Source organism: Brenneria sp. hezel4-2-4 (assembly GCF_013155275.1).
GTDB lineage: Bacteria > Pseudomonadota > Gammaproteobacteria > Enterobacterales > Enterobacteriaceae > Brenneria.
The window spans coordinates 89,109-109,639 of record NZ_JABJXS010000010.1 but is presented as its reverse complement, the minus strand read 5'-3'; the positions used below and the strand labels follow the sequence as shown (position 1 = coordinate 109,639).

The 20,531-nt window shown below is 55.8% G+C and carries 16 protein-coding genes; 10 read left to right on the top strand and 6 right to left on the bottom strand.

Features of this window, described 5'->3' with window-relative positions; all coding sequences use genetic code 11:
• The coding region (locus HOY33_RS20505) for a hypothetical protein (RefSeq protein ID WP_216660553.1) at positions 1 to 234 on the top strand (234 nt) is incomplete at its 5' end.
• Between the two features lie 3 nt (positions 235 to 237).
• Here HOY33_RS20505 and HOY33_RS17070 read toward each other — a convergent pair.
• Positions 238 to 756: an Hcp family type VI secretion system effector gene (locus HOY33_RS17070; RefSeq protein WP_172291341.1), complete on the bottom strand. Its 519-nt coding sequence runs from the start codon at positions 754 to 756 to the stop codon at positions 238 to 240.
• A gap of 573 nt (positions 757 to 1,329) precedes the next feature.
• Here HOY33_RS17070 and HOY33_RS17065 point away from each other — a divergent pair.
• From HOY33_RS17065 to opp1C, 4 genes are all read left to right on the top strand, one after another.
• Entirely contained in the window at positions 1,330 to 2,109 is a 780-nt protein-coding gene (locus HOY33_RS17065; RefSeq protein ID WP_172291340.1) for a class I SAM-dependent methyltransferase, read from the top strand.
• 77 nt (positions 2,110 to 2,186) lie between these two features.
• Positions 2,187 to 3,722 carry a nickel ABC transporter substrate-binding protein gene (gene nikA, locus HOY33_RS17060; protein ID WP_253906987.1) on the top strand — a complete coding sequence of 512 codons (1,536 nt, stop codon included), beginning with the start codon at positions 2,187 to 2,189 and terminating at the stop codon, positions 3,720 to 3,722.
• A 15-nt stretch (positions 3,723 to 3,737) separates the two neighbouring features.
• A complete protein-coding gene (gene opp1B / locus HOY33_RS17055; RefSeq protein ID WP_172291338.1) occupies positions 3,738 to 4,676 on the top strand; it encodes a nickel/cobalt ABC transporter permease in 939 nt (312 codons plus the stop codon).
• Positions 4,673 to 5,512: a nickel/cobalt ABC transporter permease gene (opp1C, locus tag HOY33_RS17050; protein WP_172291337.1), complete on the top strand. Its 840-nt coding sequence runs from the start codon at positions 4,673 to 4,675 to the stop codon at positions 5,510 to 5,512. The genes opp1B and opp1C overlap by 4 nt, the downstream gene beginning before the upstream one ends.
• 56 nt (positions 5,513 to 5,568) lie before the next feature.
• Here the strand turns inward: opp1C and HOY33_RS17045 are convergent, their stop codons facing one another.
• Positions 5,569 to 7,287, bottom strand: a complete 1,719-nt coding sequence (locus HOY33_RS17045; protein ID WP_172291336.1) for a sensor histidine kinase — start codon at positions 7,285 to 7,287, stop codon at positions 5,569 to 5,571.
• A gap of 454 nt (positions 7,288 to 7,741) precedes the next feature.
• On the opposite strand from HOY33_RS17045, the gene glgB reads away from it, so the two are divergent.
• From glgB to glgP, 5 genes are all read left to right on the top strand, one after another.
• On the top strand, positions 7,742 to 9,919 hold the full coding sequence (gene glgB / locus HOY33_RS17040; protein WP_172291335.1) for a 1,4-alpha-glucan branching enzyme: 2,178 nt from the start codon (positions 7,742 to 7,744) through the stop codon (positions 9,917 to 9,919).
• On the top strand, positions 9,920 to 11,890 hold the full coding sequence (gene glgX, locus HOY33_RS17035) for a glycogen debranching protein GlgX (RefSeq protein ID WP_172291334.1): 1,971 nt from the start codon (positions 9,920 to 9,922) through the stop codon (positions 11,888 to 11,890).
• A gap of 17 nt (positions 11,891 to 11,907) precedes the next feature.
• Positions 11,908 to 13,185, top strand: coding sequence for a glucose-1-phosphate adenylyltransferase (gene glgC / locus HOY33_RS17030; RefSeq protein ID WP_172291333.1), 1,278 nt, complete (start codon positions 11,908 to 11,910; stop codon positions 13,183 to 13,185).
• 70 nt (positions 13,186 to 13,255) lie between these two features.
• Positions 13,256 to 14,692, top strand: coding sequence for a glycogen synthase GlgA (glgA, locus tag HOY33_RS17025; protein WP_172291332.1), 1,437 nt, complete (start codon positions 13,256 to 13,258; stop codon positions 14,690 to 14,692).
• A 74-nt stretch (positions 14,693 to 14,766) separates the two neighbouring features.
• On the top strand, positions 14,767 to 17,214 hold the full coding sequence (gene glgP / locus HOY33_RS17020) for a glycogen phosphorylase (RefSeq protein WP_172291331.1): 2,448 nt from the start codon (positions 14,767 to 14,769) through the stop codon (positions 17,212 to 17,214).
• Between the two features lie 78 nt (positions 17,215 to 17,292).
• Here the strand turns inward: glgP and ydhT are convergent, their stop codons facing one another.
• The 4 genes from ydhT to HOY33_RS17000 all read right to left on the bottom strand — a co-directional run bounded on the left by ydhT (position 17,293) and on the right by HOY33_RS17000 (position 20,529).
• Positions 17,293 to 18,225 (bottom strand): protein YdhT, encoded by a 933-nt coding sequence (gene ydhT, locus HOY33_RS17015; protein ID WP_172291330.1) that lies wholly within the window; start codon positions 18,223 to 18,225, stop codon positions 17,293 to 17,295.
• A 34-nt stretch (positions 18,226 to 18,259) separates the two neighbouring features.
• Entirely contained in the window at positions 18,260 to 19,045 is a 786-nt protein-coding gene (gene phsC, locus HOY33_RS17010; protein WP_172291329.1) for a thiosulfate reductase cytochrome B subunit, read from the bottom strand.
• Positions 19,042 to 19,713, bottom strand: coding sequence for a 4Fe-4S dicluster domain-containing protein (locus tag HOY33_RS17005; protein ID WP_172291328.1), 672 nt, complete (start codon positions 19,711 to 19,713; stop codon positions 19,042 to 19,044). Before HOY33_RS17005 ends, phsC begins: the two co-directional genes overlap by 4 nt.
• Before the next feature lie 129 nt (positions 19,714 to 19,842).
• Positions 19,843 to 20,529, bottom strand: a complete 687-nt coding sequence (locus HOY33_RS17000) for a YdhW family putative oxidoreductase system protein (RefSeq protein WP_172291327.1) — start codon at positions 20,527 to 20,529, stop codon at positions 19,843 to 19,845.
• Between the last annotated feature and the right edge of the window lie 2 nt (positions 20,530 to 20,531).

Here is a 20,531-nt window from a genome sequence, read left to right as displayed (position 1 = left end):
AAATCCACCACCGCGAACGTGCCGGCCGGCAGCGCGCCGAGCGTCACGGTGAACTGTAATCCTGTACTGTTTGCCATCGTGTTTTTTCTCCTTCCGCCATGGCTACCGCACGCCCCGTTACCGCCCGGTGCGACATCTTCTTGCCTGATAAAAAATAAACCGCCTGTGCTGGGGGCTGGGGCCGCCCACACCGCAGCACACGCTAAAAACCCGGGCCAGGCCCGGGTTGCATAAGGATTACGCTTCGACCGGCGCGCGCCAGTCGTCGGAGCCGGAAGTCCCGGCCACGGTGTGCTCCCAGTCGATTTTGCGGTAGGCCAGCGACACCTGAATCAGCTGGGTGTAGTCCAGCTTCGACGGGTCCTGGCAGTGCGGCATCTGGCAGTCGATATCCACGATGGTGGCGTCGGTCAGGATGGTGGAGAAGAAGTGCTCCTGCTTGCCTTCAACCGAGGTGCGATACCACTTCAGGGTCACGGTGGGCAGCATTTCGCCGGAGGCCAGGGCGTTGTACATCAGCGGCACCGCCTTGTTCAGCGCCACGGTGAACTTGAACGGCTTGTGCACGCGCTGGCCGGACGGCTGCCCGGACTGCGGGTCGGTGGGCACGGTGACCACGTGGTTGAATTCCTGCACCAGCATTTCGTCTTCGTGGCCCTGCACGTAGATGTTGCCGACAGAGTCAGAGGTGAAGGCGCCGGCGGTGATATTGCCCTGAGTTTTCCCTTCGATGCTGATATAACATGGGGTTGGCATGGTCTTGCTCCTTGTTGATTAAAAACGTTGATTGAACAGGTGCTTGATTGCACCGGCTCGTATAGCAATGCCCATGCCAATAATTATCTTTTTGTTTTTTAAGGAAATTACCTTAAGTCAAATTTTCCCTAAGTCAAATTTGAGCAAAAAGTTGCGCAGACTTCCCATATCGTTTGCAAACATTGCGCAAAAAGTGATTTATGCTGGAAAGTGAGCAAGAAGTTGCGCAGATTTTGCATTTATTCTGAAAGTTTGAGTTAGGAGTTTATAGCGGTCGTTAGGTTGGCAGTTGTGGCCTATCAATAAGCGCCAGATTGTAAAACTATCTTCATTATTACCTTCGCGAAATGATATTCATTTCTTTCTAGCGCTTAGAAACGTCTCCCGCCTGGGCGGCCTAAATTAAGCCAGATCAAAAAAGTATGAACTTTTTTATAAAGTTCATACCCTGCGGTTAAATTAGCCAATTCTATCTGTTATAAGTCGGACATAAAGAGAATCCATTCCCGTTCGTTGCCGGTGTGCTGCTGATGGCGTACATGCTGGTCTGAATGCTTTAACAGGACGATCCGCGTGAGCCAACTCCTTGTCGAAAATGAAAATCGTGAGCTATTGGATGATGTGCAGTGCTATTGGACATCCCGCGCCGCGAGCTACAGTCAACTGAATGCCGCCGAGCTGGCCAACGCCAAACGCGCCGCCTGGCTGAAAAAAATCCATCAATATGCCCCGGATAAACCGGGGTTGAAAGTGCTGGATATGGGAACCGGGCCGGGGTTCTTTGCCATCACGCTGGCGTTGGCCGGGCATCAGGTGACGGCGGTGGATATCACGCAGGCGATGTTGGATCAGGCCGGCGAGAACGCGGCGCAGTACGGCGTCGAGGTGAACCTGGTGTTGTCGGATGTGCATGCGCTGCCGTTTGCGGATGAGAGCTTTGATCTGATCGTCACGCGCAATGTGACCTGGAATCTGGACGATCCGCAATGCGCCTATCAGGAATGGCACCGGGTGCTGGCCGCCGGGGGACGGTTGGTGAACTTTGACGCCAACTGGTATCGGCAACTGTTTGATGAGACGAGTCGGCTTGGCTATCTGCAAGACCGTGCCAATGCGCGCTATCTGGGGCTGGACGATCACTATGTCGACACCGATACCACCGCGATGGAAAATATCGCCCGCCAGTTGCCGCTCAGCCGTGAACGCCGTCCGCAGTGGGATACGCAGGCATTGCTCGAGTGCGGCTATCGCAAGATTATGCTGGATACCCGCGTGGGCGATGAACTGTGGGACGAGACGGAAAAAGTGAATTACGCCTCGACGCCGATGTTTCTGGTGTGTGCGGAGAAATAGCCGCGGGGAAAGAGATGATAGGCATTCGAACCGTTTGGCGTGCGGCCTTTTTCCAGTGTGTGCAAGCCGGATGTTGCATGCTGCTTGGTTTAATGGCCTGCGGGGCATTAGCCGCGGATAACACGCTGAACTATGCCAGCACCAAAGATATTCGCGATATTAATCCGCACCTCTACAGCGGTGAGATGGCGGCGCAAAATATGGTGTTTGAGCCGCTGGTCGTCAATACCGAGCAGGGCGTTCAGCCGTGGCTGGCGCAACGCTGGGAAATATCGCCGGACGGTAAGCGGTATATTTTTCATCTGCGTCAGGGCGTAACGTTCAGCGACGGTGAGAAATTCGATGCGCAGGCGGTGAAGCAGAATTTTGACGCCATCCTGGCGAACTATCAGCGTCATGCCTGGTTGGAACTAGTGCGGCAGATTGAACGAACGGAGGTGGTGGATGACGGCACTTTCGTCGTACACCTGAAAAACCCTTATTATCCCACACTGGTGGAGTTGGGGTTGACGCGTCCTTTCCGCTTTATCTCGCCTAAAAATTTTATTGATGGTCAGACTAAAAACGGCGTTAGCGGCTATGCCGGCACGGGGCCGTGGCTATTGGCGGAACAGGTGAAAAATCAGTATGCGGTGTTTAACGCCAATCCGCATTACTGGGGAACGCCGCCGCAGTTGAAAAGCGTGATCTGGAAAACGATCCCGGATCGGCAAAGTATGTTACTGGCCCTGGAGAAGGGCGATATTCAGCTTATTTTCGGCGCAGATGGCGACATGATCGACAGCGATAATTTTGCGGCGTTGCAGGCGGCGGGCAAATTTCATTCCGCCATCAGCGAACCGGTCGCCTCACGCGCGCTGATACTGAACAGCAGTCGGGAAATCACCGCCGATCGCCGGGTGCGCCTCGCTTTGCAGTACGCGGTGGACAAGCAGGCGATTGCGGAAGGGGTGATGGCGGGCGGTGAGAGCGTGGCGGACACGCTGCTGGCCCGTAATGTTCCTTATGCCGACATCGACGACCTGCCTGTCTATCGCTACGACATGGCGAAGGCCGGCGCGCTGTTGGACGAGGCGGGATGGCGGTTGCCCGCGGGCAGGACGATCCGTGAGAAGCAGGGACGGCCTCTGCGACTGGTGTTCTCTTACAACACCAGTAACGCCGACGAGCGGCAGATCGCCGAGGTGGTGCAAAGCGATTTTCGGCGGATCGGGGTGGATGTCACGCCGATCGGCGAGGAAAAGCAGGCTTATCTCGATCGGCAAAAATCCGGCGATTTCGATCTGCAATATTCCTTGTCCTGGGGAAAACCTTACGATCCGCAGTCTTACGTTTCCTCGTTTCGTATACCCGCCCATGCCGACTATCAGGGGCAAAAGGGGCTGGCGAACAAGGCTGAGCTGGATGCGCTGATTGGCAGGGTGTTGATTACGCCGGATGACGCGCAACGCCGGGCGCTTTACCGGCGGATATTGCTCACGCTGGCGCAGGAAGGGGTCTACATTCCTTTGACCTATTTCCGTACCAAAGCGGTATTCAGTCCCCATTTGCAAGGCGTGACGTTCAATCCCTCGCAGTATGAAATTCCATTTGAAAAGATGTCGTTGCGTTAGGTTAGGGGAGAGGTGATGACGCGCTATATCCTCCGCCGGCTGCTGATGATGGTGCCGCTGTTGCTGGCGATATCATGGGTTGCGTTTGCGCTGATTCAACTTTCTCCGTCCGATCCCGCTGAAGTCGCGCTGCGGGTGAATATGATCGTGCCCACCGATGAAGCCATTGCCGCGATGCGCCATGAGCTAGGTCTGGATCGACCGCTCTGGCGACAATACGTTTCCTGGCTGCAACACAGCCTGCATCTGGATTTCGGCACGTCGTTCGTCACCCGCGCCAGCGTAGGGCGCGAGCTAATGCAAGCATTGCCGGCCACGCTACGGCTGGCGACCGCTGCGCTGGTCATGATCCTGCTGTCGTCGCTGTCTCTGGCTATGCTGTGTGTGGCAACCCGAGGGCGCTGGCCGGATAAGCTGCTGCGCAGCCTGCTTTTTTTACTCACCGCCATGCCGAATTACTGGATTGGTCTGCTGCTTATCTGGCTGCTGGCGGTCAGGCTGGATTGGCTGCCCGTCGGCGGTATTCAGCAACCCGGCGCGGTGATATTACCGGCGCTCACGCTGGCGCTGGGATATATCGGCACTTATGTTCGTCTGCTACGCAACAATATGCTGGGGCAGCTTAACCAGCCTTATGTCGATTATGCCAATACCCGCGGGTTGACGGCGCGGCGTATCCTGTGGCGGCATGTGCTGATTAACGCGCTCTACTCGCCGCTGGCGGCGCTTGGCATGAGTATTCCCAGGCTGCTGGCCGGCACGCTGATTATCGAAAACCTCTTTTCCTGGCCCGGTCTGGGGCGTCTGTGCGTCAGCGCTATTTTCAACCGTGATTACCCGGTGATTCAGGCCTATGTGCTGTTAATGGCGCTGCTGTTTGTGGCGGCGAATTTCCTGATTGATATCCTGCAAATGTGGCTCGATCCACGTCTGCGTCACGGTATCGCCGGATGACGCGGCATCTCTGGTTGCGGCTGAAGCGGGATCGACTGGCGCTGGCGTGTCTGATTTTTCTCGCCGTAATTCTGCTGGCGGGGCTGCTGGCGCCGTGGATTGCCCCGCACGATCCTTTGCTGGTGTCATGGCGTGATAAATATCATGCCATCAGTTGGCATTATCCGCTGGGCGCCGACCGTCTGGGACGGTGCGTGTTTTCCCGCCTGTTATACGGTATTCGCGCCACGGTGTGGGTATCGCTGCTGGCGATGGCGGTTACGCTGGCGCTCGGCATGTTGATTGGCATGCTGGCGGGCTATTTTCGCGGGCGCGTTGATGCGGCTCTGATGCGCTTGTCCGATGTGATGCTGTCCTTTCCCGGCGAAGTGATGATCTTTGCGTTGGTGGGGATCCTGGGGCCGGGGCTGGAGAATATTATTCTGGCGGTATTGTTGGTGAAATGGGCCTGGTACGCCCGGATGATCCGCGGCATCGTGCTGCAATATAGCGATAAGCATTATATTCATTACGCTAAAATTATCGGCGGGCCATCGCGGCATATCATCCTGCGGCATGTGCTGCCGGTCACCGCCGCCGAAATGACGGTGCTGGCGACCACCGACAGCGGCGCGGTGATCCTGCTGCTGTCGGCGCTGTCTTTTATCGGACTTGGCGTTCAGCCGCCGACGCCGGAGTGGGGCGCGATGCTGGGCGAAGCGAAAGACGTGATGCTGACGCACCCGGAACACATGCTGCCTGCCGGACTCGCCATTGTGCTGGTGGTGGCCGCCTTCAACTATCTGGGCGATTTTTTGCGTGACGTGCTGGATAAGCAGGGAGCCGGCGGCGATTAAATCGTCGCTCGGCTCTCTTCGATTATGTTCAGATTGTTTTTAATGGGGCAATGACATCAGGCCGCTTTTTCACTATCCGCCAGCGCTTTGCGCGGTGAAATCAACGGTACGCGTACCTCGACCCGGGTGAATTTATCGGCTTCGCAGACCACCGTAATGCCATAGCGGTTGCCGTAGCGGGCTTTAATCCGTCGATCCACCAGGTTCATGCCCAGTCCGTCGCCGCCGCTGTGGGGCTGATAGGCGCCCGCATTGTCTTCCACCGTCAACTCCAGCGTATTGGCGTGCAGGCGGCCGTTGATATGGATATGACCGCATTCGAGCATTTGTGAAATACCATGCTTGATGGCGTTTTCGACAATCGGTTGCAGGGAAAACGCCGGTAATCGCGCTTCCAGCAGTTCGTCTGGCAGCGTGATTTCCACGGTAAGATGATCGGCAAAACGCGCTTTCTCGATTTCCAGATAAGAATTGACGTGTTCCAGTTCGTCGCTGAGCGACACTTCATCATTGCTGCGTTTTAGGTTCTTGCGGAAGAATGTCGACAGGGATAGCACCAACTGCCGGGCATGGTCAGGGTTGCGGCGTATCACCGCGGATAAGGTGTTGAGCGCGTTAAACAGGAAATGCGGGTTAACCTGAGCGTGTAACAGCTTGATTTCCGATTGCACCAGCAGCTGTTTTTGTCCTTCGAACCGTCCGGCCAGAATCTGCGCGGAGAGCAGGTGGGCGATCCCTTCCCCCAGCGTCCGGTTGATGCTGGAAAACAGTTTGTTTTTGGGTTCATACAGCTTAATCGTGCCGATAACGCGTTGTTCTTCACCGCGTAACGGAATAACCAGCGTCGAACCCAGTTTGCAATGGGGAGAAATCGAGCAGGTGTATGGCACTTCATTGCCATCGGCATAGACCACCTGATTCTTTTCAATGGCCCGATGGGTATGGCGGGAGGTGATTGGGGAGTCGACCTTATGATGGTCGTCGCCTAGTCCGATAAACGCCAGCAGTTTTTCGCGATCGGTAATGGCGACGGCCCCCACGCCCAGCTCTTCATACAAAATACGGGCGACGCGCATGCTGTTTTGCGCGTTAAAGCCCTGGCGCAGCGCCCCTTCGGCCCGGGCGGCGATTTGCAATGCCTTGGCGGAAAAGGCGGAAGTATATTTTTCAAAAATAGCGCGTCTGTCGAGCAGAATACGCATAAACATGGCGGAGCCGATAGTATTGGTGATCATCATCGGCAGGGCGATGTCTTTCACCAGTTCCACGGCGTCGCCGAATGGGCGCGACACCAGCAGGATAATAACCATTTGCAGTATTTCGGCCACCAGCGCGGTCAACCCGACCACCATCGGCTGAAACAGCAGGTCAATGCGATTGCGTCGCACCAGATAGCGATGCAGCAGCCCGCCAATCAGGCCTTCGACAATCGTCGACAGCATGCAGGCCAGCGCCGTCATCCCCCCCATGGAGTAGCGATGCAGTCCGCCGGTCAGCCCGACCAGAAAGCCGACCGACGGGCCGCCGAGCATCCCGCCCAACACCGCGCCGGTGGCCCGGGTATTGGCGATGGAGTCATCAATATGCAGACCGAAATAGGTGCCCATGATGCAGAACATGGAGAAAACCAGATAGCACACCAGCTTATGGGGCAAGCGGATAGTGACCTGCATCAGCGGAATGAATAACGGAGTTTTACTTAATAGATAGGCGATAACCAGATAAACGCACATCTGTTGCAGTAACGAAAGAATCAGATCGACCTGGCTGACCATGGGGAATCACTCTTAATTATATTTACTCCGGCGGATTATACCCTTCTTGCCTGAAGTTGCAGCATGAGGCGAGGCATTATCGCCCCAATCATTTACCAGGGCATCGGCTCAATTATGTCAGGAAGATAGCGTTTTTCCGTTTGTGGCGAATTGAACCGGCGCAATATAGGCCAAAATATTTTTCCATAACTTATTTGTATAAATATAAACGGAAAAAATTTGGCGGCGTCTCAGATATTTCATCATTCTTTGGCTACGCTAAATAGTAGGTTGTTATTAAATGATTTATTTCACGCTGTAAATTATTTTTTATAAGTTAACTGATTGGTTGTTTTTCTATCTTTCTGTTTTTTATTGATTTTTTTAATTGTACCGGGGGGTGTAATCGCATCGTCATGACTTTTTTATATAACATATTTATTTAATTCAAATGGTTAATCAGAGGATGGATACCATGCCAGATTTTTCCGATGCGATTAATTTACTTATTGACGGGCATTACGCTGATCCATTTTCGCTTTTGGGAATGCACCAAACCACACAGGGAATCGAAGTGAGGGCCTTGTTGCCCGATGCTCAGGACGTGTGGGTGGTTGAGAGCGGTAATGGCCGTAAGGTGGCGCAGTTGGAGCGCTATGATGAGCGGGGGTTTTTTTATGCCGTGTTGCCCCGTCGCAAAAAGACCTTTCGCTACCAGCTTGAAGTCACCTGGCAGCAGCAGACCTGGCTGATTGAAGATCCCTATCGCTTTGGCCCGCTGTTGCAGGATCTGGATATCTGGCTGTTGGCGGAAGGCACGCATTTACGTCCCTACGAGCGTTTAGGGGCGCATCTGACCACGCTGGATGGCGTGCAAGGGACGCGTTTTGCCGTCTGGGCGCCGAATGCCCAACGTGTTTCCGTCGTCGGGCAGTTCAATTTCTGGGACGGGCGCCGTCATCCCATGCGGTTTAGAAGAGAAAACGGTGTCTGGGAGTTGTTCCTTCCCGCCGTGACCGCCGGGCAACTGTATAAATATGAGATGATCGATTGCCACGGTAACGTTCGTCTGAAAGCCGACCCCTATGCTTTTGAAGCGCAAATGCGTCCTGATACCGCCTCCCTGATCGCGCCTTTGCCGGAGAAAGTGCCGGTTGATGACGCGCGCCGTCAGGCGAACGGGTTACAGGCGCCGATTTCCATTTATGAAGTGCATCTCGGCTCCTGGCGGCGGCATACGGATAACAATTTCTGGCTCAGCTATCAGGAACTGGCGGAACAGCTTATCGCCTATGTGAAAGAGATGGGGTTTACCCATATCGAGCTGATGCCGATCAATGAGCATCCGTTTGACGGCAGTTGGGGTTATCAGCCGCTCGGTCTGTATGCGCCGACGCGCCGCTTTGGCACGCCGCAAGAGTTTAGAAAATTCATCGACGCCTTTCATGACGCGGGCATTAACGTCCTGCTGGACTGGGTGCCGGGGCATTTCCCCGGCGATGAGTATGGTCTGGCTCAGTTTGACGGCACAGCGCTGTATGAGTACGCCGACCCGCGTGAAGGCTATCATCAGGACTGGAACACCCTGATTTACAACTATGGTCGCCATGAGGTGCGTAACTATCTGGCAGGCAACGCCCTGTTCTGGATGGAGCACTATGGCATCGACGGGCTGCGGGTGGATGCCGTCGCATCGATGATTTACCGCGACTATAGCCGCAATGAAGGGCAGTGGGTGCCGAACTACTATGGCGGCAGAGAGAACCTCGAAGCGATTGCTTTCCTGCGTTATACCAATCAGATGCTGGGTCATGCCTATCCCGGCGCGATTACCGTCGCGGAAGAGTCGACGGACTATCCCGGGGTCACGTTGCCGCCCGACTGCAACGGCCTGGGTTTTCACTACAAGTGGAACATGGGCTGGATGCACGACACCCTGTCTTATATGCAGCTCGATCCGGTTCATCGCAAATATCACCATCATCTGCTGACGTTCGGCATGCTGTATTCCTACAGCGAAAATTTCGTTTTGCCGATCTCGCACGATGAGGTGGTGCACGGCAAGCGTTCGCTGCTTGACCGAATGCCCGGCGACGCCTGGCAGAAATTCGCCAATCTGCGGGCTTACTACGGCTTTATGTGGGCTTATCCCGGTAAAAAGCTGTTGTTTATGGGATGTGAGTTTGCGCAAGGGCGCGAATGGAATTACGACGCCAGCCTGGATTGGCATCTGCTGGACGAACCGGAAGGCTGGCACCGCGGCGTTCAGCATCTGGTGCGCGATCTCAATCACTGCTATCGCCGGCAGCCGCCCTTGTATCAGCTGGATTTCCAGCCGCAGGGGTTCGAGTGGCTGGTGGTGGACGACAGCGAAAACTCGGTGTTCGCCTTTGTGCGCCGTGACGAGCAGGGCAATGAAATTCTGGTGGTCAGCAACTTTACTCCGGTGCCGCGCTACGGCTATCGCATCGGTATAAATCAGCCCGGCCGCTGGCGGGAGATCGTCAATACGGATTCCGAGTACTACCACGGCAGCAATCTGGGTAATGGCGGTTCGGTGCACAGCGAAGATATCGGTAGTCATCAGCGGCCGCAATCGCTGGTGCTGACCATTCCTCCATTGGCGACGTTGTATCTGGAGAGGGAGGTATGAATGACGGTATTGCAGGCGGGCGGCCCTATTCCGCTGGGATCGCACTTTGATGGCGAAGGCGTCAATTTTGCGCTGTTTTCGGCGGATGCCGAGCGGGTTGAACTCTGCCTGTTTGATGAACGCCAGCAGGAGCAACGGCTGGAATTGACCGCGCGCAGCGGCGACATCTGGCATGGCTATCTGCCCGGCGCGCAGCCGGGATTACGCTATGGCTTCCGGGTGGACGGCCCTTTTGAGCCGGCGCGCGGCTTACGTTTTAATCCGCACAAACTGTTGCTTGACCCTTGCGCCCGTCAGTTGGATGGCTGGGTCGTCGATGACGAATGCCTGCAAGGCGGCGTCGATCGGCGTGATGAGCGCGACAGCGCGGAGGTGATGGCCAAGTGCGTCGTCGCCAATGAGGATTACGACTGGCAGGACGACAGCTACCCGCAGACCCCCTGGCAACAGACCGTCATTTACGAAGCTCACGTGCGTGGGCTGACCCAACTGCATCCCGATATCCCGGAGGCGATGCGCGGCAGCTATGCCGCGCTGGGCCACCCGGCGATTATCGATTATTTGAAAACGTTGGGCATTACCGCGCTGGAGTTGCTTCCCGTCCAGCAACATGCCGACGAACCGCGGCTACAACGGCTGGGGTTGCGTAATTACTGGGGCTATAACGTATTGCTGCCGTTTGCGGCGGATAACGGTCTGGCCGCCGGTGAAGACGCCCTGAACGAATTCAGGGACGCGGTAAAAGCCCTGCACAAAGCCGGTATCGAAGTCATTCTGGATGTGGTGTTCAACCACAGCGCCGAGCTGGATGTGGAAGGGCCGACGCTTTCCCTGCGCGGCATTGATAACCGCAGCTATTACTGGCTGAACGAGCAGGGCGAGTATCACAACTGGACGGGCTGCGGCAACACGCTGCGGCTTAATCATCCGGCGGTTATCGACTGGGTGATGGACTGTCTGCGCTTCTGGCGCGACGTCTGCCACGTTGACGGTTTCCGTTTCGATCTGGCGACCGTGTTGGGGCGCACCCCTGATTTCACCGCTTCCGCGCCGTTATTCGCCGCAATGCAAAACGATCGGCGGCTTCAGGGCTGTAAGCTGATCGCCGAGCCGTGGGATCTGGGCCTCGGCGGCTATCAACTGGGGCAATTCCCCGCGCCGTTTGCCGAATGGAGCGACCGCTATCGTGATGACATGCGCCGCTTCTGGCTGCACGGCGATATCCCGCTGGGCGTTTTTGCCCGCCGTTTTGCCGCCTCCAGCGACATCTTCCAGCATCGCCAGCGTCTGCCTTACGCCTCGGTCAACAAACTGACCGCCCATGATGGTTTCACCCTACGCGACTTGGTCAGTTTTAACCATAAACACAATGAGGCGAACGGCGAGGATAACCGCGACGGCACTGACGGTAATTTCAGTCATAACCACGGCACGGAAGGGCTGGACGCCGATGAAGAGACGCAACGGCGCCGTCGCGCCAGCCAGCGGGCGTTGCTGACGACGCTGTTGTTATCCCAGGGAACCCCCATGCTGCTGGCCGGGGATGAGCTGGGGCATAGCCAGCGGGGCAACAACAACGCCTATTGTCAGGACAACGAACTGACCTGGCTGCATTGGGATGACGCCGACCAGGCCCTGAGCCGCTTTACCGCCGGGTTAATCCGGCTGCGCCGCGCGATACCGGCGTTGCGGCAGGAAGAATGGTGGCGGGAGGGCGATAACGCCGTGCAATGGCTGGATATCAACGGTCAACCGCTGACCCCGCGGCAGTGGGAGCAGGGGGAACGCCAGCTACAGATTCTGCTGTCCGAGCGCTGGCTATTGGTGATTAACGCCAGCGTGCGCCCGGGAGATTTCACCCTGCCGGCGGGACAGTGGGAGGTATCGCCACCGTTTGATGAGCAAGAGCATCATATCAGCGATGGGATATGGCAAGGGAATGCACAAGCGGTCTGTATCCTTACAAGATAAATAAAAAGGAGTTAGCCATGGTGAATAACGACAAGAACGATCCCCTGATGCTGGCAAGACAATTACCGCTGAAGTCGGTGGCGTTAATTTTGGCCGGCGGCCGGGGAACACGTTTAAAAGGTTTGACGGCGTTGAGAGCCAAACCCGCCGTTCATTTTGGCGGCAAATTCCGCATTATCGATTTTGCCCTGTCCAATTGCCTTAATTCCGGCATACGGCGTATCGGCGTGATTACGCAGTATCAGTCGCATACGCTGGTGCAACATATTCAGCGCGGCTGGTCTTTCCTGAATGTGGAAATGAATGAGTTTATCGATCTGCTGCCGGCGCAGCAGCGTAACGCCACCGAACACTGGTATCGCGGCACCGCCGATGCGGTGTGTCAGAATCTGGATATTATCCGCCGTTATCAGGCGGAATACGTGGTGATACTGGCAGGCGATCATATCTACAAGATGGATTATTCACGCATGCTGATCGACCACGTCGAAAAAGGGGCGGAGTGCACCGTGGCCTGCCTGCCCGTACCGCTGCGAGAGGCCAGCGCCTTTGGCGTCATGAGCGTCGACAAACAGCACCGTATCCTCGATTTCGCGGAAAAACCGGAGCAACCGATGCCGATGCCGGATAACCCGGAGATGGCGCTGGCAAGCATGGGGATCTATGTTTTTAATGCGGACTACCTGTATCGCCTGCTGGAAGAGGATCTCAACGCGTCGGATTCCAATCACGATTTTGGTCAGGATCTGATCCCGAAAATTGTCGCGCAGCGTTCGGCCTGGGCACATCCGTTCACCCTGTCCTGCGTGACGTCGGGCGAGAGCGGGCGACCTTACTGGCGGGATGTCGGTACGCTGGAAGCCTATTGGCAGGCCAATCTTGATTTGGCGTCGGTGACGCCGGAACTGGATATGTATGACCGTACCTGGCCGATTCGCTCGGCGATTGAGTCGTTGCCGCCGGCGAAGTTCGTGCAGGATCATTCCGGCAGCCACGGTATGACCATGAACTCGCTGGTTTCCGGCGGCAGCATTGTTTCCGGCTCGGTGGTGACGCATTCGGTGTTGTTTCCCCGGGTGCGGGTGAATTCGTTTTGCAGCATTGATTCAACGGTGTTGTTACCGGACGTCACCGTCGGGCGCTCCTGTCGTTTACGCCGCTGTGTCATCGACCGTGCCTGCCAACTCCCGGAAGGCACGGTCATTGGTGAAAATGCAGAAGAAGATAAACGTCGGTTTTATCGCTCGGAAGAGGGGATTGTGCTGGTGACGAGGGCGATGCTGGAAAACCAGTAATGGGCAACCGGACATGCGTCTTCACGTCGTCTTCTCCGCGCAAAACCATCGGGTTAAAACAGGAGTGATAATGCAGGTATTACACGTTTGTTCAGAGTTGTTTCCGCTATTGAAAACCGGGGGGCTGGCGGATGTGACCGGGGCGTTGCCGGCGGCGCAGATTGAGGCCGGCATGGATGTCCGGGTCATATTGCCGGCGTTTCCCGATCTGAAAAAAGGGATCGCCAATACGCAGGTGGTACGTGAGCTGGACACGTTCGCCGGGCGAGTCACCCTGCTGTACGGTCATTTTAACGGCGTCGGTATCTATCTGATTGATGCGCCGGCGCTGTACCAGCGCGCGGGCAGCCCTTATCACGATCCTGCGTTGTACGCCTATGCGGACAACTATTTACGTTTTGCGCTGCTGGGCTGGATGGGGAGTGAAATGGCCTGCGGGCTGGATCATTACTGGCGGCCTGACGTGGTACATGCCCATGACTGGCACGCCGGGTTGACCTGCGCCTATCTGGCGGCCCGCAATCATCCGGCAAAATCGGTATTTACCGTCCATAATCTAGCCTATCAGGGGTTGTTTAATGCCCGCCATATGGCTGAGCTGCAACTGCCGCCGGATTTCTTTCAGGTCTATGGGCTGGAGTTCTATGGGCAGATTTCGTATCTCAAAGCGGGGCTGTATTACGCCGATCACATCACCACGGTCAGCCCGACCTATGCACATGAAATCACCCTGCCGGCATACGGTTACGGCATGGAAGGGCTATTGAAAACCCGTGAAGAGGAAGGGCGTTTATCCGGCATTCTCAACGGGGTTGATGGCGCCATTTGGGATCCGGCGCACGATCCCTTATTGACCAGCCATTACAGCCGGGATGTGCTGGCAAACAAGGCGGAAAATAAGCGGCATCTGCAAACGGCGATGGGGCTTAAAGTGGATGACAAAGCGCCGGTGTTCGCCATCGTCAGTCGTCTTACCAGCCAGAAAGGGCTGGATGTCGCATTGAGCGCGGTTCCTGATTTGCTGGATCAGGGCGGACAACTGGTGGTGCTGGGGGCGGGGGATGCGGCTTTACAGGAAGGGTTTCTGGCCGCCGCCGCAAAATATCATGGTCAGGTCGGGGTGCAGATTGGTTATCACGAAGCATTTTCTCACCGAATTATCGGCGGGGCGGATGTCATCATGGTGCCCAGTCGGTTTGAACCCTGTGGGTTAACGCAGCTGTATGGACTGAAATATGGCACGTTGCCGCTGGTGCGCCGTACCGGCGGTCTGGCGGACACGGTGGCGGACTGCTCGCTGGAAAATCTGGCGGACGGTCTGGCGAGTGGTTTTGTGTTTAACGATTGCAACGTTGGATCGCTATCCCGGGCAATTCGTCGCGTATTTGTACTGTGGGCCCGTCCGACGCTCTGGCGCTACGTACAGCGTCAGGCGATGGCGATGGACTTCAGTTGGCAGGTGGCCGCGCAGGCTTATCGTACGCTGTATCAACGCTTATATACCTGATGGCTTTCAAGACGCCGGAGTGCGTCGGCTTGAACGAAGGCGGGTATCGTGACACTCACTGGGGAATGAATATTATGAACACGCCGTTTATTTATGCTTCACCAACGCTCAGTGTGGAAGCGTTGAAACACTCTATCGCTTACAAACTCATGTTCGCCGTGGGTAAAGATCCGGCCATCGCCACCAAGCATGACTGGCTGAATGCCACTTTGCTGGCGGTGCGCGATCGCATGGTTGAGCGCTGGCTACGCTCTAACCGGGCGCAACTGTCGCAGGATGTCCGCCAGGTCTATTACCTTTCCATGGAGTTTTTGCTGGGGCGCACGTTATCCAATGCATTACTGGCGATGGGGTTGTACGACGATTTAAAAGCCGCGCTGGATGGTATGGGGCTGGAGCTGGATGAGCTTTTACAGGAAGAGAACGATCCCGGCTTAGGCAATGGCGGCCTCGGGCGGCTGGCGGCCTGTTTTCTGGATTCGTTAGCCACTATGGCGCTGCCGGGGCGCGGCTACGGCATTCGTTATGAATACGGCATGTTCAAGCAGAATATCATTAACGGGCAGCAGGCGGAGTCGCCGGATTACTGGCTGGAATATGGCAATTCGTGGGAATTCCCCCGTCACAGCACGCGTTACAAAGTGCGCTTCGGCGGGCGTATTCAACAGGAGGGCACCAAAGCCCGCTGGCTGGAAACCGAAGAGGTCATCGCCTGCGCTTACGACCAGATTATTCCCGGTTTTGACACCGATGCCACCAATACGCTGCGTTTGTGGAGCGCGCAGGCCAGTAATGAAATCAATCTGGGTAAATTCAATCAGGGCGACTATTTCGCGGCGGTTGAAGATAAAAACCATTCGGAAAACGTATCCCGGGTGCTTTATCCTGATGATTCAACCTATTCAGGGCGCGAGCTGCGCCTGCGTCAGGAATATTTCCTGGTTTCCGCCACGGTGCAGGATATTCTCAACCGCCACTGGATGATGCATAAAACCTACGACAATCTGGCGGAGAAATTCGCCATCCACCTGAATGATACCCACCCGGTGCTGGCGATCCCTGAATTGATGCGCCTGCTGATTGATGAGCATAAGTTCAAATGGCAGGACGCCTGGGACGTGGTTATTCAGGTCTTTTCCTATACCAACCATACCCTGATGCAGGAAGCGCTGGAAACCTGGCCGGTGGATATGCTGGGCAAGATTCTGCCGCGCCATCTGCAATTGATTTTCGAGATTAACGAGCATTTTCTGGCCTTCGTCCAACAGCAGTTTCCCGGCGACAACGATATGCTGGCGCGGGTTTCCATTATTGAAGAAACCAACGGGCGTAAAGTCCGCATGGCCTGGCTGGCGGTGGTGGCATGTCACAAAGTGAATGGGGTGTCGGAGTTGCATTCAGATCTGATGGTGCAGTCGCTGTTTGCCGACTTCGCCAAACTGTTCCCCAACCGCTTCTGTAATAAAACCAACGGCGTAACTCCCAGACGCTGGCTGGCGTTGGCGAATCGTCCGTTGTCTAAACTGCTGGACGAGACCATCGGGCATAACTGGCGTACCGATCTGAGTCAACTAAGCGAGCTTAAGCAGCATATTGATTACCCGGCTTTTGTGCAGAAAGTCCGTCAGGCCAAACTGGAGAATAAAGAACGTCTGGCTGACTACATTGCGGAAAACCTGAATATTGTCGTCAACCCGGAAGCGCTGTTTGACGTGCAAATTAAGCGCATTCATGAGTACAAACGGCAACTGCTGAACGTGTTGCACATTATCACGCTCTACAACCGCATCAAGGACGATCCGGAACTTGATCGGGTGCCGCGGGTGGCGATTTTCGCCGGCAAAGCGGCGTCGGCCTATTACATGGCGAAGCATATTATCAATCTGATCAACGACGTGGCGAAGGTGATCAACAACGATCCGGCTTTGCACGATCGTCTGAAAGTGGTGTTTATTCCCAACTACGGCGTCAGCCTGGCGCAGATCATTATTCCGGCGGCGGATCTCTCCGAGCAGATTTCGCTGGCGGGAACCGAGGCGTCCGGCACCAGCAACATGAAGTTCGCCTTGAATGGCGCCTTGACCATCGGTACGCTGGATGGCGCGAACGTTGAAATGCTGGAGCATATTGGTGAAGAAAACATGTTTATCTTCGGCAACACGGCGGATGAAGTGGAAGATCTGCGGCAAAATGGTTACAACCCGCGTGAATACTACAATAACGATGATGAGTTGCATCGGGTGCTGACGCAGATCGCGACGGGGATCTTCAGCCCGGAGGACACCCGACGCTACAGCGACCTGTTTGATTCGCTGGTGAACTTTGGCGACTACTATCAACTGCTGGCGGACTACCGCAGCTATGTGGATACGCAGGACCGGGTGGATGAACTGTACCGCAATGAAGACGAATGGACGCGCTGCACCGTGCATAACATTGCCAATATGGGCTACTTTTCGTCGGACCGAACGATCGCTGAATACGCGGAAGAAATCTGGAATATCAAACCGATACGGCTATAGCCGTTTGTAATCCCCCTCCGGGCCTCTGCTTAACAAGGGAGAGGTCCGGAGGGGGGACTTGCGCCGCTGCGCGCGGCATCATTCGAACGCTTCCAACTGAAACCGGGCGTTAAGCCGATATTTTACTCCCGCCGTGATGCCATTCTCACCCTCATATACCACCAGAAAGCGAGTGCGGGCGCCATCGTGATAGGTCAATGCGGCGCAGCCGCCTTTCCCTAGAACCAGCGTATGCAGACTACCTGACGAGACGACTACGGCGTTTTCGCCCGTTACCCTGATGGCGACGTTGTCGCCCGTATTGGCGATTCGGCTTTCATGCGCGGCAAGGCCGATTTTGCACATATCGCCGGCGTTGGCGATGTTCGTTGCTTCGCCCGTGCCGCTGATATAGCTGCGCATGCCGCTGTTGGCGATATGCGTTCCCCGGCCCGCGCCGCTGATTTTCGCGGAGTTTCCACTGTTGCTGATGCGCGCCCGCCCGCCCAGACTGCCGATTCGACAGTGCTGACCCGTATTGCTGATCTTGACGGCAAAGCCGGAACTGACCAGTTGGCAGGCGTAGCCGACGCTGGCGATGGCGCTGTTTTCGCCTGAATGACCGATAAAGTTATAGGCGCCTGACGTCGCGACTTTGCTTTGCAGGCCGATGCAGCCGATATCCAGCGCCTGGTCGCCGGTGGCTAACTGCACCTCATCGGGGATTTCCGGCGTATGTTTTACCGAGCGATAACGGGGCGTGACCTGTATGATCCCGGCGTCGCCGGTGGTCAGTCGATCAATCATCGCCCGCGTGGCCTTGGTTTCCTGCCGGATAAACTGCGGCGAGTCGAAGCCCAATGAATAGCCGTACTCCACCAGGCTTTCCAGCCATTCAACGTACCCGTCGCACATCAGGGCATAGTGAATATCCTGATAATCCCCGCCCTGCGGGAAACGGCGCAGGAACCAGCGATAAATCCGCGGGCTGACCTGTAATGAATGTAATTGCTGCCGGGTAATTTTGTTCATTCTCGCCTGATATCCGCGTCGCTTATTTTCCCGCTCAGTGCCGGTGATAACCATCGATCATGCAGCGGAACGTTTGGGTGGGCGTACGCCCCGTGGTGCACAGATAGATATGCCCGCAAAGGAAGAACAGGCTGGCGACGGCCAGCGCCAGGTGCAGCGGCAGCAGCCAGGCTTTGACCAGCACAAAATCGGCCGGGAGCCACAGCGGGTTGCTTAACAGCACCCCCGTCGCCAGCAACGCCGGCAGCAGCGCGTACATCACGCCAAGATAAGCCGCCTGTTGCAGCGGATTAAACTTGGCGCGCGGCGTTGCCGGGAACGGATGGTCTTCCCCTTTGATGATGCCGTACAGGTAGAAACGCACCTGTAGAAAGGCGCGCTGCCCCCAGCTTTTACGGTCGATAATGTAGTGCTTGCCGTTACCGCCAAACGCGTTGATCAGGACAAACGCGACCCAGCTTACCAACAGCAGGTAGCCGCACAGTTCATGCAGCGCCGCCAGCGTAACGGTGTCGTTGACCGAGCCAATGGCAAAGTGATTCAGCAAGCCGCTGCCGAGCAGCAAAATAAACAGCAGCGCGTTGCTCCAGTGCCAGCAACGGATGGCCCGTGAATAGAGGTATACCTTCTCTTCATGTGAAACGGCGTGCGGCGACGCGAATTTGTAACGCAGTAGCCCATGCAGCGTGAGTACGCCCAGCATACCGACCAATAACACCCCGGCCAGAATAAGCCATACCGGCCAGAAATCGGGCGTATAGATATAAACATATTGATAAAGCTGAGCCTGAAACTGCTCGGCATTCGGCATAATATTCATACAGTCACCTTTTCGATATCGTGGGGGCCAGGGCGACGATAAAGATACGGCTTACCGACATTGGGGAGTTGATACTGGTAATACTCATGCGTTTTCAGCCAGGTCTGAACCGGTTCGCTGTCCTCAGGTCCGAAAATAAGCGCATTTTGCGGACAGGCGCTGACGCAGATCGGCGCGAAGCCTTTTTGCAGCCGCGATTCCAGACAAAAATCGCATTTATCGGCCACGCGGGTGCGCGGATTGAGGTAGCGCACCTGATAGGGACAGGCGGAAATACAGTAGCTACAGCCGATGCATTTCGCCTGGTTCACCCGCACGATACCGTTGTTTTCATCCCGATAAGAGGAGCCGGTCGGGCACACGGCGATGCACGGAGCATCTTCACACTGCTGGCAGGAATGGCGAAAAAAGTGATAGCTATTCCCCTGCTCGGGGGGCGTCATCGCAATGTGAGCGATACTCATGCGCGCCGCGCCGACCGGGACTTTGTTCACTTTATGGCAGGCCACGGTGCAAATATTGCAGCCGTTACACAGCACTTCATCGTGGATCATGGCGTAGCGCCCGGGTTTGTTTTTATCGGTTCCGCCCAAAGCGGAGAACAGCGGGGCGCTGAAAAAAATCACCGATCCCATGCCGAGGACAAATTTACGGCGTGAGCATGTCATTTTCCTTGCCTCCCGGAACAAAAGTCGTTCAAAGTCGGTGTTATCCGCGGCGTCAAAGCGCGTTTTTTCATCAGTTCCCCGGCGGCACGAGGCGGCTGTTCTTTTTGTCGTGCGTTGCCGGGAAAAGGGTTAAGGGTTTTCATACTGTTCGACCTCAATCCACTCACATAGCCCCCTGGCTTTGCCGTAACTCATGAAACGTTCACTGAATAAATAGGACGCGCCGTTAGACGCCGCGACGAGGCGAATATCCTGAAACGCATCGGACTGTTCGAAAAAGCGCATTGCGCCGTCAATTTTTTCCTGTGTCAAAGCATAGGGCGGCAATCGCAGCATCTGCACCTTGTAAGGCCGCGGATAGGTCTGGCACTCGAAACGAACGGTGTCCGCAATGGTTTTGCAGATATCCTGTTGGTGCGTGAAAACCAGGAGCCGGGCGTAGTTATGGCTCATATGTCGATCGGAGTAGTAATACCGCGCTTCATCGTTACTGATGGAGAGAAGGTCCGCACAATCCTGGCTGTGATTAATCTGTTCAAACAGCCGGTCGAGGGTTTCCGCATCCAGCGAGTAGGGGGCTGCCTGAAAGTTCCGCGCGTCAACCAGTTCGCCCGCCGCCGAACGCTGGCGGATATAACCCGCCACGACTAAATACGGCGCTTTTTGTTCGGCGGGCTCATCAGCCGTGACATCGTTATCTGCCGCCTGACGGGATAACGGCAGCAGCAGTCGTCTTTTGGTTAAATCCGGCTGGGCGTCATGCTGTGCTTTTGGCTCGGATGATGGCCCTGATGTAAATGATGGTGTCGTATTCATAA

Coding starts and splice junctions, on each gene's coding strand:
- HOY33_RS17070 (WP_172291341.1), bottom strand. CDS start 756: ATGCCAACCCCATGTTATATCAGCATCGAAGGGAAAACTCAGGGCAAT.
- nikA (WP_253906987.1), top strand. CDS start 2,187: ATGCTGCTTGGTTTAATGGCCTGCGGGGCATTAGCCGCGGATAACACG.
- opp1B (WP_172291338.1), top strand. CDS start 3,738: ATGACGCGCTATATCCTCCGCCGGCTGCTGATGATGGTGCCGCTGTTG.
- opp1C (WP_172291337.1), top strand. CDS start 4,673: ATGACGCGGCATCTCTGGTTGCGGCTGAAGCGGGATCGACTGGCGCTG.
- HOY33_RS17045 (WP_172291336.1), bottom strand. CDS start 7,287: ATGGTCAGCCAGGTCGATCTGATTCTTTCGTTACTGCAACAGATGTGC.
- glgB (WP_172291335.1), top strand. CDS start 7,742: ATGCCAGATTTTTCCGATGCGATTAATTTACTTATTGACGGGCATTAC.
- glgX (WP_172291334.1), top strand. CDS start 9,920: ATGACGGTATTGCAGGCGGGCGGCCCTATTCCGCTGGGATCGCACTTT.
- glgC (WP_172291333.1), top strand. CDS start 11,908: ATGGTGAATAACGACAAGAACGATCCCCTGATGCTGGCAAGACAATTA.
- glgA (WP_172291332.1), top strand. CDS start 13,256: ATGCAGGTATTACACGTTTGTTCAGAGTTGTTTCCGCTATTGAAAACC.
- glgP (WP_172291331.1), top strand. CDS start 14,767: ATGAACACGCCGTTTATTTATGCTTCACCAACGCTCAGTGTGGAAGCG.
- ydhT (WP_172291330.1), bottom strand. CDS start 18,225: ATGAACAAAATTACCCGGCAGCAATTACATTCATTACAGGTCAGCCCG.
- phsC (WP_172291329.1), bottom strand. CDS start 19,045: ATGAATATTATGCCGAATGCCGAGCAGTTTCAGGCTCAGCTTTATCAA.
- HOY33_RS17005 (WP_172291328.1), bottom strand. CDS start 19,713: ATGACATGCTCACGCCGTAAATTTGTCCTCGGCATGGGATCGGTGATT.
- HOY33_RS17000 (WP_172291327.1), bottom strand. CDS start 20,529: ATGAATACGACACCATCATTTACATCAGGGCCATCATCCGAGCCAAAA.